The following is a 12,521-nucleotide window of genomic DNA, read 5'->3' as shown; positions in this document are numbered from 1 at the left end:
CTCACTTCTCCGCCATCTTCTTGGCCGCAGCCGCATGGATCGCCGCGCGGATACGCGGATAGGTGCCGCAACGGCAGAGATTGCCGGACATCACCTGATTGATCTCCTCGTCCGTCGGCTGCGAGATCAGCTCCAGAAGCGAGATGGCCTGCATGATCTGGCCGGTCTGGCAGTAGCCGCACTGCGGGACCTGATGTTCGATCCAGGCCTGGAGAACCGGATGCTGTTCCTTCTTGTCCAACCCTTCGAGCGTGACGACCGACTTGCCGGCGACCTCGCCGATATGGGCCTGACAGGATCGGACCGCCATGCCGTCGATCTGGACGGTGCACGCGCCGCATTGTGCGACCCCGCAGCCGTATTTGGGACTGGTGATGCCGAGCTCGTCGCGCAGCACCCACAAGAGCGGCATCTCGGGAACGACGTCGATCCTGTGCTTCGTCCCATTGACGGTGAGCTCGATCATGTCGATGTGTCCCCTAGCGGATCTGGTCGGCACAACAGCACTGCCTGATAGACGCCGCGGCGTATTTCCGATTCCTGCGGGATCATGTGCAATCCCTGCGGAATGCCGTATCGGAACGATCGGTCTTCACGTCAGCCTGGCCGCAGCACAATTCGCGATACTGCCCCGGCGTGAGAGTTGCGGCCTTGCGGAACACGCGCGTGAAATTGGCCTGCGAGCCAAAGCCGAACTCAAGTGCAATTTCGACCAGAGACAGACGGTCGCCTGCGAGTTCGTGCCGCGCAGCCTGGACGCGGCGATCGGTCACGTAACGGTGCGGCGACAATCCGGTCGCCTCGCGAAACAGCCGGGAGAAATGATACGGGCTGAGGCAGGCCTGGGCCGCCAGATCCTCGAGCCTGATATCGCTGGCAAGAGAAGCCTCGATATAGTCCAGCACGCGCTGCAGGCGCCTGGGATCGAGCGACGGCGACTTGTCGGGCGCTCGCCAGCGGTCGATGGTATAATTCCCCAGAAGGTGCGCGGCGAGCGCAACCTGGATTCCCTCCACGAACAGCGCGTCGGTCGGCTGGCGCGGGCGATGGAGCAGATCGCGAAGCGGCGAGCAAATGTGGAAGAGCACCTGGTCCGCCAGACCGTGGGCGTAGGCGATCTCGACTTTCGCCGGATCGATATCGAAATCCGCAAGCGCGCTCTGGTCCAGCAGCGTCGGGGGCAGATAGAGATGAAGACATTCCATCCGGTCCGAAAGCTCGAGATGGCTCTCCTGCGTCCCCACGGGCACGAGGTAGCTCATGCCCGGCCGTGCGAGGCTCTTCTGGACTTCGCCATTGCCGGCCCGGCACACCATCCCGCCGCCTGACAGCACCATGACGATTTCGGTGCAGATGGGAACGGGCGTTGCCTGGCGCCCCGCCTCGAACCTGCGATGCTCGATGCTCAGCCCCGGCCAGTCGCTGGTCTCCGCGAGCTTCTCGCTGTTTTTGTATTTCTGATCTCCATGTGTCACGAGCGCCATCACGACCTCCGCTTCGTTGCGGCGAATCCCGGCCCCGTATCGCGAGCGAGCGATCATTCCATCCGGTGATGAGTTGCAGCCCCGGCCGCTGCCACGCCGACCGCGAATTTCTCACAAGCGGCGATAGCGAAGTCCAGAGGCGGCGCGGTTAAAAGAGGTAAAAGTCAGGCAAAGCAAAGGCTTGGAGCGCGGCGTGCTCGGCTTTGAAAGCCGATCTCTTCATGGAAGAGCAAGATGCGTTGGTCATCGCGCAGGAATCGGAAATACCGCAGTGCTCGCGTGCGCTAGCGAAGGGCTCATCAACGGCAATGCCGCCGTATCGATGATCGGAGCCTGGTATGAAGCCGCTTATCTCCGCGCTTGCCGCAATGTCGATCGCAACGGCCGCCCCCGCGGTCGCGGCCGAGAGGACCGTTTCCATCGTCCTTGTCCACGGTGCCTTCGTCGACGGCTCGGGCTGGAAGGACACCTACAACATCCTCTCGGACGCGGGCTATGAAGTGCTCGTCGTCCAGCAGCCGACGATCACACTTCGCGACGATGTCGCGGAGACCGAGCGCGTGATCGCCAAGGCGCGGCATCCGGTCATTCTCGTCGGGCATTCCTATGGTGGAATGGTCATCACCGAAGCCGGCGACAATCCGAAAGTTCGCAGCCTCGTCTATCTCGCGGCATTTGCCCCTGATGCCGGCGAGTCGGTCAGCACGCTGGCGGAAGCCCCAGTGCCGGCCGGCGAGCACAAGGCTCCGCTGGTCACTGAGGGCAATTATCTCCTCGTCGACCGCGAAAAATTCCCCACCTCGTTCGCGGCCGATGTCGATGCGGCCACGACCCGCTTCATGGGTGCCGCGCAACTGCCCTGGGGATTGCTGGCGGTGCAGACCAAGGTCGATCGCGTCGCCTGGAAGGCGAAGCCGACCTATTACATGGTGACGAGCGAGGATCACATGATCCCGCCGACCGCACAGCGCACCATGGCCAAGCGTTCCGGCGCGAAGGTGACGGAGCTGAAAAGCAGCCACGCGGTGATGCTGTCGCATCCGCGCGAAGTCGCAGCGTTCATCAGAAGCGCAGACACGTCCGCAGCCGACTGAGATTGGTCGCGCCGCTCACGAATGGTCTTGCCCGTCACACAGAAGGACTCGGAACATGGCCCTCAAGGATATTCTCCCGGGAAAACTGGGTTTCGGTGCGGCGCCGCTCGGCAACATGTTCCGCGACATCCCGGAGCAGGAAGCGATCGCGACGGTGAACGCGGCCTGGGACGACGGCATCCGCTATTTCGACACGGCGCCCTTCTATGGCGCAGGCCTCGCCGAGATCCGCATGGGCGCCGCACTCGCCGGCCGGCCGCGAAGCGACTATGTCGTCAGCACCAAGGTCGGCCGCCTGATCCTGGACGAGATCGAGGATGTCGGCGCCCGCGACCTCGGCGAGAAGGGCGGCGTCTTCAAATACGGTCGCCCGAACAGGATCGTGAACGACTATTCCCGGGACGCGACGCTGCGCTCGATCGAGGACAGTCTGAAGCGGCTCGCTACCTCCCACATCGACATCGCCTTCGTGCATGACGTCGCGCAGGATTTCTACGGCGACGAGTGGCTTTCGGTGTTCGAAAGCGCGCGCAAGGGTGCGTTCAAGGCGCTCGACCGGCTGCGCGACGAGGGCGTGATCAAGGCGTGGGGTCTCGGCGTCAACCGGGTCGAGCCGATCGAGCTGCTGCTCGCGCTCGAAGAGCCGCGCCCCGACGGCTTCCTGCTCGCGGGCCGCTACACGCTGCTCGACCATGCAAGGGCGCTTCAGCGGGTGATGCCGATGGTTGCGGAACATGAGCTCGCGATCGTCGTCGGCGGCCCCTACAGTTCGGGCGCCCTCGTCGGCGGCCCGAATTTCGAATATGCGCCGGCGCCCCCGGAAATTCTCAACAAGGTGGCGCGGATCAAGGCGATCGCCGACCGCTACGGCATCAGCATGAAGGCGGCTGGCCTGCAGTTCGCGCTCGCCAATCCGGTGGTGGCGGCCGTGATTCCCGGTGCGAGCCGCCCGAACCGCATCGCCGAGGATCGCGCCGCACTCGAGGAAGCCATTCCCGCCGATTTCTGGCGCGAGCTGCGTTCGGAGGGACTCGTCAACGCCGCAGCTCCGCTTCCCGGCACCGATTGAGCCGCCCGAGAGCGCAGCAGATTCATCCCGGCCGGGTGCTGCTTCGGCCGGCACGATAACACACGCAAAATCCACCGAGCGATCACGGAGAGCGACATGACAGAAGAATCACACAACGCCGCCGACATGGGCCGCCGTACCCTGCTCCAGACAGCCGGCGCAGCCGTCGTCACGGGTCTCTTCGCCGGCACGACCGACGCGCGGGCCGCGACACAAGACGCGGGCGCCATGTCGTCAGCCGAGCGCAACGAAGCGCCGCTCGGCGCGCGGCTCCAGGGTGTCCAGCATTTCGGGCTGACGGTGCAGAACATGGAGCGGGCCTATCAGTTCTACACGGAGGTGCTCGGCGGCACGGAGGTGTTCCGTCACGGCGACTTCCAGGGCGACGGGGTGCAGAACACGCTGCTGGCCGACCAGGAGATCGAGGCGAATGCACGCGGGGTCAATCCGCGAACCATCGGCGTACCCGACCTCAGAAGCGGAGCGCAGCGGCTCGATGTCCGCTTCATTCAGTTCGACAACATGGTGCTCGAACTGCTGCAATATCGCGAGGCCGACCAGCCCATGGGCAGCGCGAAGAGTTTTGCCGAACCGTTGGAGCACATGAGCCCGGCTTTCCCGCGCATGATGCACATCTGCTTCTACGTTCGTGATGACGTCGACTTCAACAAGTTCATCGCCGACCTCGAAGCCGAATCCGCGCGCCGCGGCATGACGCAAGTGCGGGCGAACCGCACCATCCGCGTCATGACGGAGGCGGACCGCAAGGCCGCGCCCCGCAACACCAACACGAACCGGGTGACCGCGGAACCTTCGAACGGCTGGGAGCTGATCTATTGCAAGGGTCCTGAAGGCGAGCAGCTCGAGTTCGTCAAAGCGCTCGGCCCGGTCAAGCAACGCTTCAGCGAGGCCCTGGCCAAGCGGCAGCAGACAATCGTGCGCTGACCCATCAAACGTCGGGCATCGGCTTCCGCTGGTCGCCCGACAAAGCGATCACGATCACAATGAAGGACTTCATCATGCGAACTATCGTCCGCAATTCACTTCCCGCCCTGCTGTTCGCCGCCTCGATGACCATCACGACGCCATCGGCCGTAGCACAGGAAGCGCCGCGCGTGCGCTATCAGGAGATTCCGGAAGGCGCCTATTCGGTGGTGGCTCAAGTGCGCGCCAAGGCGGGGAAGGAAGACGCGTTGCGCGCGGCCACGCTTCCGCTGATCGAGCTGGTTCGGGGCGATCCCAAGAACCTGGTCTATTTTCTGCAGGAAGACCGCGCCAAACCCGGTCATTTCATCTTCTACGAGGTGTTCGCCAGCCAGGCCGATTTCGACGCGCATAATGCGATGCCTTACGTGAAGGACTGGTTCGCCAAGCTGCCGGAGCTTGCCGATGGCGGCGTCGAGGTCATGCGCATGGCGGTTCTTGGCGTGCCCAGGAAATAGCCGGCGCCTGCGCGAGCCGTTTTGTCGCAGCCATCCTGCGGGCAAATGCCCGCCGCAATCGTGCGAATTCAGAACGGCTCACTCCAACAATTTTGCAGCGCATGATAATTGCAAGCGATCTCTTCGATCGATTGGCAATGATCAATGCAGGCTGCCACCGAGACACGGCAACGGGGCACACGCCGACAGGAACTCACATACTGCTTCGGCCCATTTCGACTGGTTCCCAGCCGCCAGCTCCTCCTGCTCGACAGGCGCCCCGTCAAACTGGGCGGACGCGCATTCGAGCTGTTGCAGCTGCTGGTACAGCGTCGCGGCGAGCTGGTCAGCAAGAATGAGCTGATGACGGCGGCGTGGCCAGGCACCTTCCTCCACGACAGCAATCTCAAGGTCAACATGTGGAGCGTGCGGCGTTCGCTGGGGGATACCCAGATCGAGCCCGTCTACATCGCGACCGTGGCGCGCCGCGGGTACAAGTTCATCGCGGAGGTGCAAATCAGCATCAGCGACGTCGAGGACGATCTGGCGCTCGCCGAACCGGTTCCCTTGTCCAGGCCGCCCTTGTTGCGCGGCATCGTTGGTCGCGCGGCGGAAATCGCCGAAATCGCCGATCTGTTGGCCGACAACAGGCACGTGACCCTGGCTGGCGCAGGAGGGATCGGCAAGACGACAGTTGCTTTGGCCGTCGCCCAGGCGTTCGCGCCACGGTGCCGCGACGGCGTCTGCTTCGTCGATCTCGCTACGATCTCCGATCCGATGCTTTTCGGCACAGCGCTGGTGACGGCCCTGGGCATCCGAGGCAATACGGACAACGGTCTGGCGGCAGCCCTCGATTATCTGAGGTCGCGGCAGATGCTGCTCATTCTGGACAATTGCGAGCATGTGCTGCCTGCCGCCACGATCTTTGCCGGCAAGTTCCTGACGGACACATCGCCGTCCAGGCTGCTTGCGACGAGCCGCGAGCCGCTCGGCACCGCCACCGAGCATGTCGTCCGGCTTGGTTCGCTACCCTCACCGCGTTCCGGCCTCGCCCTGACCGTCGATCAGGCCGTGACATTTCCGGCGGTGCAGCTGTTCGTCCGCCGTGCCGCCGAATGGTCGGACTACCAGTTCGTCGACGATGATTGCGAGGCCGTCGCCGCGATCTGCCACGCGCTCGACGGCCTTCCGCTGGCCATTGAACTGGCGGCAGCCCAGATCGGCAGATTCAATCCGCGCGAACTGGTCGCGATGCTCGATCAGAAGCTGGGTTTTCGCGCCCCCGGCGCCGATGGCTCGCCGCCGCGCCATGAGACCCTGATGGCGGCGATCGACTGGAGCTTCCGGCTGCTGTCGCAGAAGGAAGCCAGGCTATTCGCCCTGCTGTCGGTGTTCAGCGACGCGTTCGAGGTGGAGGATGCGGCTTTCGTCGCGGAAGCGGCAGGGCTCACGCCGGTCGACGTCGTTACCGGCCTCGGCAGCCTCGTCTCCAAGTCGCTGTTGAGCGCGCAGGCCCGGGGCGCGGTCCTGAGCTACCGGCTGCTCGACAGCACACGCCGCTATGCGGCCGAGCGGCGCCAGGCCGATCCCGCCTGCCGCCAGGCGCTGCGCCGTCATGCGGAGCGTGTCCTCGCGCTCTTCGAACAGTCCGAGGAGGAGTGGAACTGGCGCGAACCGAGCGACTGGACAGAGCGCTACCTTGGTCGCATCGCCGATTTGCGGGCTGCGCTTTCATGGGCGTTTGGCGAGGAAGGCGATCCCGTCCTCGGGATCAGGCTCACGGTTGCGGCGATCACCTTGTGGTCGGAAACCTTCATCCTGTCGGAAGCGCAGGCGGGGCTGGAGGACGCGCTCGCCCTGGCCAAGACCGTCGCGTGCGACGATCTGTCGAAGGCAAAGCTTGCCTGTGCTCTTGGATGGAGCTTGTTCTACGCCCGCAACATGTCGAATGAGAACGAGGTTGCCTGGCTCGATGCGATCGCCTTTGCAAGGCGCGCCGGCAGCATTGAGTATCAGCAGCGCGCGCTGGTGGGTTTTGCCTTTTACCTGTTGCAGATCGGTCAGGTCCCGCGCGCCATAACCTATCTCGAGGAGGCCACCGCGCTGACCAACCGGGACCGCGACCTGACGGCAACGTCCGAAGCCGATCGGGCCCTCGCCTGGGCCCACGCCTTTGCCGGCGAGTTGCGCAAGAGCCGCCCGGTTCTGGATCGTCTCGCGGCAACCTATTCGCTGGCCGAGGGCCGTTCGCGCAAGGATGCGAACGAGGTCTACCGGTTCATCACCGTCCGCTTCAACCTGCCCTTCGTTGCGTGGATGCAAGGGCAAGCCGACTACGCGGCAAGGCTGGCCCGCGATGCCGTCGACGCCGCGGACCGCGGCGGCCATTGGGTGTCGCAGTCGAACGCACTTGGGCTTGCCGCACTTCCTGTCGCGCTCGAAACCGCCAACCTGGATGCGCTCGAGAGCTTCACGATGCGGCTGCGTCGCAACCTGGAACGCGAGCGCATCTCGCGCTGGGTTCCGGTCGAGCGCTATTTCTCCGCCTGCCTTCGCGAGCTGCGTGGCGATCAACGCGCGGTGGAGGATATCCGGGCCGCGATCGACGAACTGATCGAATGCCGTTTCCTGATGCGGATCGGCAGCTATCTTGCGGTCCTCGCCCGCGCCTATCTGCGGCAAGGGCGGATCTCTGAAGCGCGCGAAGCCATCACGCGGGCGATCGCACATCAGGAACGTCAGGGCGAGCGCTGGTGCCGGTCGGAACTCCAGCGGGTCGATGCAGCGGTCCTTTTCCATGCCGGCGAGCCCCTGCTCGCCGAAAAGCGGCTACAGCAGGCGCTCGCCGAAGCGCGCGCCATCGGTGCGATGACCTTCGCGTTGCGGATCTCCACCGACCTCGCCGCGCACTGGATTGCGACCGGCCGCAGGCCCAAAGCCGTTCGACTGCTCGCCCCGATTTATGACGAATTCACCGAGGGCTTCGAGACGCCGGATCTCGTTGCTGCCAAGCGCCTGCTGCAGCGCATGCGGCCAATGGCGAGCGGCTGCAGCCATTATCGCCGACCGGGGCCGGTGCACGCTCGCGGTGCATAGCTGGCCTACCGCCGCGCTCACCGCGCGCGCTTTACGCTTCCCGGATTTCCTGATCCTCTCTCCCCAACCAGCCGGATCAACCGGCCTTGCCAGGGAGAGAGACGTCATGAAGCTCGGCACCGCGATTGCGGAAATCATGAGGCGCGAGGGGATCGAGATCCTTTGCGGCTATCCCGTCAATCACCTGATCGAGCATGCGGCCAAGGCCGAGATCCGCCCGGTCATGGTGCGGCAGGAGCGCGTCGGCATCCACATGGCGGATGCGATCTCGCGGGTGACGTCGGGACGCAGTATCGGCGCGTTCTGCATGCAGCACGGGCCGGGCGCGGAGAACGCGATGGGCGGCGTCGCGCAGTGCTTCGGCGAATCCGTTCCCGTGCTGGTGCTGCCGATGGGCTATCAGCGCCGGCTTGCGCATATCGAGCCGAACTTCAATTCCAGCGAGGCGATGAAGCCGTTCGCAAAATCGTCCGAGCCGATCATCCTGGCCGCGGAAGTCGCCAGCATCTTTCGTCGCACCTTCACCAAGCTGAAGAACGGCCGCGGCGGACCCGTGATCGTCGAGATTCCCTCCGACATGTGGAACGAGGAGGTGCCGGAGCCGCTGAACTACACGCCGGTGCTGCGCACCCGCTACGGCGCGGACCCTGTTCATGTGAAGGAAGCGGCCGACCTGCTCGTCAACGCAAAGCGGCCCGTGATCTATGCCGGCCAGGGCGTGCATTACGCGCAGGCCTGGCCGCAATTGAAACGGCTCGCCGAGCGTCTCGCTATACCCGTCACCACCAGCCTCGGCGGCAAATCGGCGTTTCCGGAGACGCATCCGCTCTCGCTCGGCTCCGGCGGCCTCGCGGTACCCCGTGCCGTCCCGAAATTCCTCGCCGAGGCCGACGTCATCTTCGGCATCGGCTGCTCCTTTACGGAGACCAATTTCGGCGTCGCGATGCCCAAGGGCAAGACCATCATCCATTCGACGCTCGATCCGAATCATCTCAACAAGGACGTCGAGGCCAGGATCGGCCTCGTCGGCGACGCCGGCCTCGTGCTCGATGCGCTGCTCGAGGAGATCGGCAAGACCGTCACCGCGGACCGCGACGCCTCGGCGGTCGCGGCGGAGATCGCGGCCTCGCACAGGGAGTGGCTGGCGAAATGGATGCCGAAGCTCACCAGCAATGACGCACCTTTAAGCCCCTATCGCGTGCTGTGGGACTTGCAGCACACCGTCGACATCAAGAACACCATCATCACGCATGATGCCGGCAGCCCGCGCGACCAGCTCTCTCCGTTCTGGAAGGCGGTCGAGCCGCTCACCTATCTCGGCTGGGGCAAGACGACGCAGCTCGGCTATGGCCTCGGGCTCGCGATGGGCGCAAAGCTGGCAAAGCCCGACAAGCTCTGCATCAACGTCTGGGGCGATGCCGCCATCGGCTTCACCGGCATGGATTTCGAGACCGCGGTGCGCGAGCGCATTCCGATCATGTCGATCTTGCTCAACAATTTCTCGATGGCGATCGAGCTGAAGGTGATGCCGGTCTCGACCGAAAAATATCGCTCGACCGACATCTCCGGCGACTATGCCGCGATGGCGCGCGCCTTCGGCGGCTATGGCGAGCGGGTAACGAGGCCCGAAGACATCATCCCCGCTATCAGGCGCGGCATCCAGAAGACGCAGGAAGGCATCCCCGTGCTGCTGGAGTTCATCACCAGCAAGGAGACCGAGGTGTCGCGGCCGGGCACCTGAGCAGGCAGCTCCCGGCCGCAAGCCTTGCTGTCGCTGGCGCTGGCTCCCGCCGCAGAAGGTGTGATAATCCGGCCCGGTGCCGCGCCTGTCGCGGCATTTAGCCGGATTGCGAATGACCGACCCCTCCCACGATGCCGCCGACGAACTCGCAGCCGAGAACGCGCGGCTGCGCAGCGCGCTCGCGATTGCGCGCGATCGGGAGAGTGCCAGCGCGGAAATCCTGCGCACCATCGCGGCCTCCCCCTCCGACGCGCGGCCGGTGTTCGCTGCGATCGCGTCCAGCTCGAAACGCCTGCTCGGCGGCTTCTCCGCCACCGTGCTTCAGTTCATCGGCGACGAGCTCCACCTCGTGGCGTTCACGCCGACCAGCCCCGAGGCGGATGAAGGGCTGAAGGCCTCGTTCCCGCGCAAGATCACCGACTTTCCGACCTTCGCCCTGGTTCGTAACGGCGAGACGATCCAGTTTCCCGACAGCGAGGCTGACGATGTCCCGGAGCTGAACAGGACTCTTGCTCGGCTGCGCGGCTTCCGCAGCGTGCTGTTCATGCCGCTGATGAACCGGGGCACGCCGGTCGGCATGATCAGCGTCACGCGCGCCGAGCCCGGCGCATTCGCGCCCGATCTCGTGCAGCTGCTCCAGACCTTTGCCGACCAGGCCGTGATCGCGATCGAGAACGCACGGCTGTTCAACCAGACGCGCGAGGCACTGGAGCGCCAGACCGCGACCGCCGACATCCTGAAGGTGATGGCCGCCTCACCCTCCGACGTCCAGCCGGTGTTCGACGCCATCGCCGCCAACGCGAACCGGCTGATCGGCGGCTTCTCCACGGCCGTGCTGCGCTACGTCGACGGCGCCGCGCATCTCGCGGCGTTCACACCGACCGATCCGGCCGGTGATCGCGTGCTTCAGGCCTCGTTCCCCGTGCCTTTCGCGCAGTTCCCGCCGTATCAGCTCGTGGCCAATGGGGCCGCGGCGCAATTGCCCGACACCGAGCTCGAGCCTGCCGCGCGCGACATCGCACGCGCGCGCGGCTATCGCAGCATGCTGTTCGCGCCCCTGATGAGCGAGGGCGAGGCCATCGGCATCATCATCACCACGCGCCGCGCGACGGGCGCATTCGCCGAACATCATGTGCGGCTGCTGCAGACCTTCGCCGACCAGGCGGTGATCGCGATCAAGAATGTCAGCCTGTTCAACGCCACCAGGGAAGCGCTGGAGCGCCAGACTGCGACCGCCGACATCCTGAAGGTGATCGCGGCTTCGCCCGCCGATGTCACCCCGGTGTTCCAGGCGATCTCCGACAGTGCCAAGGCGCTGATCGGCGGGCATTCCTCCACCGTCACCCGCGTCATCGACGGCATGCTGCATCTGGCTGCCTTCACCACTGACAATGAAGCCGGCAATGCGGACCTGCTCAGCTCCTTCCCGGCGCCGCTGTCCTCCTCGGGCATTCACAGCCGGGTGGCAACGAGCGGAGAGTATGCTTTCCGCAGCGACATGCAGAACGAGCCCGATCTCACCGACGCCATGAAGGAGCTGGCGCGCACCCGCGGCTATCGCAGCATCGTCGTGGTGCCGATGCTGCGCGACGGCATTGCGATCGGCACCATCGCGGTGACGCGGCGGGAGGCCGGTCAGTTCCCGGACAAGGCAATCAACCTACTCAAGACCTTTGCCGATCAGGCCGTGATCGCGGTCGAGAACACGCGCCTGTTCAACGAGGTGCAGGACCGCACGAGGGAGCTCGCCAGATCGCTCGACGACTTACGCGCAGCGCAGGACCGGCTGATCCAGACCGAGAAGCTTGCCTCGCTCGGCCAACTCACCGCCGGCATCGCGCACGAGATCAAGAACCCGCTCAACTTCGTCAACAATTTTGCCTCGCTTTCCGCCGAGCTGACGAGCGAGTTGAACGAGGTGCTGGCGCCCGCCCCGCTCGCTCACGATGTCCGCAGCGAGGTCGACGAGCTGACCGGGCTCCTGAAGGACAATCTGGACAAGGTCGTGCAGCACGGGCGGCGCGCCGATTCCATCGTCAAGAACATGCTGCTGCATTCGCGCGAGGGCGGCGGCGAGCATCGCTTAAGCGACATCAACGCGCTGGTCGAGGAGAGCCTCAACCTCGCCTACCACGGCGCACGCGCCGAGAAGCCGCAGTTCGACGTGACGCTGAAGCGCGAGCTCGATCCCGCGGCCGGGCAAGCCGAAGTGTTTCCGCAGGAGATCACGCGGGTGCTGCTGAACCTGATCTCGAACGGATTTTACGCGGTGACCAGGCGCAAGGCGGAGGACGGCGGCGCCGGCTACGAGCCGGTGGTGATCGCTGCAACCCGCGATCGCGGCGAGCACATCGAAATCCGGATTCGCGACAACGGCACCGGTATTCCGGACGAGGTGAAGGAGAAGATGTTCAATCCGTTCTTCACCACCAAGCCGGCCGGCGAAGGCACCGGCCTCGGGCTGTCGATGAGCCATGATATCGTGGTCAAGCAGCACGGCGGCACGATCGACGTCGCGACCGAGCCGGGCGAGTTCACCGAATTCACGATCCTGCTGCCGCGGAAGAGCGGCTTCCCGGACAAGGACGGACGATAGCTTCGCGCGGAAGGTGCTTT

Annotated in this window: 9 protein-coding genes; 7 read left to right on the top strand and 2 right to left on the bottom strand. The window is 64.9% G+C overall.

What is annotated here, in order from left to right:
* Position 1: 1 nt before the first annotated feature.
* Positions 2-466: a (2Fe-2S)-binding protein gene (locus tag ACVJ19_RS22705; RefSeq protein WP_453951214.1), complete on the bottom strand. Its 465-nt coding sequence runs from the start codon at positions 464-466 to the stop codon at positions 2-4.
* 82 nt (positions 467-548) lie between these two features.
* The gene (locus tag ACVJ19_RS22700) at positions 549-1,484 is read right to left on the bottom strand and encodes a helix-turn-helix domain-containing protein (protein ID WP_453951213.1); all 936 of its coding nucleotides are present in this window, start codon (positions 1,482-1,484) and stop codon (positions 549-551) included.
* 338 nt (positions 1,485-1,822) lie between these two features.
* On the opposite strand from ACVJ19_RS22700, the gene ACVJ19_RS22695 reads away from it, so the two are divergent.
* From ACVJ19_RS22695 to ACVJ19_RS22665, 7 genes are all read left to right on the top strand, one after another.
* On the top strand, positions 1,823-2,578 hold the full coding sequence (locus ACVJ19_RS22695) for an alpha/beta hydrolase (protein ID WP_453951212.1): 756 nt from the start codon (positions 1,823-1,825) through the stop codon (positions 2,576-2,578).
* A 55-nt stretch (positions 2,579-2,633) separates the two neighbouring features.
* Positions 2,634-3,647: an aldo/keto reductase gene (locus tag ACVJ19_RS22690; protein WP_453951210.1), complete on the top strand. Its 1,014-nt coding sequence runs from the start codon at positions 2,634-2,636 to the stop codon at positions 3,645-3,647.
* A gap of 96 nt (positions 3,648-3,743) precedes the next feature.
* Positions 3,744-4,592: a VOC family protein gene (locus ACVJ19_RS22685; RefSeq protein ID WP_453951209.1), complete on the top strand. Its 849-nt coding sequence runs from the start codon at positions 3,744-3,746 to the stop codon at positions 4,590-4,592.
* A 74-nt stretch (positions 4,593-4,666) separates the two neighbouring features.
* Positions 4,667-5,089, top strand: coding sequence for a putative quinol monooxygenase (locus tag ACVJ19_RS22680; protein ID WP_453951208.1), 423 nt, complete (start codon positions 4,667-4,669; stop codon positions 5,087-5,089).
* A 144-nt stretch (positions 5,090-5,233) separates the two neighbouring features.
* A complete protein-coding gene (locus tag ACVJ19_RS22675) occupies positions 5,234-8,164 on the top strand; it encodes an ATP-binding protein (protein ID WP_453951207.1) in 2,931 nt (976 codons plus the stop codon).
* A complete protein-coding gene (locus tag ACVJ19_RS22670; RefSeq protein ID WP_453951206.1) occupies positions 8,157-9,905 on the top strand; it encodes a thiamine pyrophosphate-requiring protein in 1,749 nt (582 codons plus the stop codon). The genes ACVJ19_RS22675 and ACVJ19_RS22670 overlap by 8 nt, the downstream gene beginning before the upstream one ends.
* 112 nt (positions 9,906-10,017) lie before the next feature.
* Positions 10,018-12,501: a GAF domain-containing protein gene (locus tag ACVJ19_RS22665; RefSeq protein ID WP_453951204.1), complete on the top strand. Its 2,484-nt coding sequence runs from the start codon at positions 10,018-10,020 to the stop codon at positions 12,499-12,501.
* The last annotated feature ends 20 nt before the right edge of the window (positions 12,502-12,521 follow it).

The sequence above is a fragment of the Bradyrhizobium sp. USDA 376 genome (genome assembly GCF_054063675.1).
This window is presented reverse-complemented; position numbering and strand designations above follow the sequence as displayed.

What these genes read in the sequence shown, in the direction of transcription:
- ACVJ19_RS22705 (WP_453951214.1), bottom strand. Translation starts at nt 466, where the DNA reads ATGATCGAGCTCACCGTCAATGGGACGAAGCACAGGATCGACGTCGTT.
- ACVJ19_RS22665 (WP_453951204.1), top strand. Translation starts at nt 10,018, where the DNA reads ATGACCGACCCCTCCCACGATGCCGCCGACGAACTCGCAGCCGAGAAC.
- ACVJ19_RS22675 (WP_453951207.1), top strand. Translation starts at nt 5,234, where the DNA reads ATGCAGGCTGCCACCGAGACACGGCAACGGGGCACACGCCGACAGGAA.
- ACVJ19_RS22690 (WP_453951210.1), top strand. Translation starts at nt 2,634, where the DNA reads ATGGCCCTCAAGGATATTCTCCCGGGAAAACTGGGTTTCGGTGCGGCG.
- ACVJ19_RS22700 (WP_453951213.1), bottom strand. Translation starts at nt 1,484, where the DNA reads ATGGCGCTCGTGACACATGGAGATCAGAAATACAAAAACAGCGAGAAG.
- ACVJ19_RS22680 (WP_453951208.1), top strand. Translation starts at nt 4,667, where the DNA reads ATGCGAACTATCGTCCGCAATTCACTTCCCGCCCTGCTGTTCGCCGCC.
- ACVJ19_RS22695 (WP_453951212.1), top strand. Translation starts at nt 1,823, where the DNA reads ATGAAGCCGCTTATCTCCGCGCTTGCCGCAATGTCGATCGCAACGGCC.
- ACVJ19_RS22685 (WP_453951209.1), top strand. Translation starts at nt 3,744, where the DNA reads ATGACAGAAGAATCACACAACGCCGCCGACATGGGCCGCCGTACCCTG.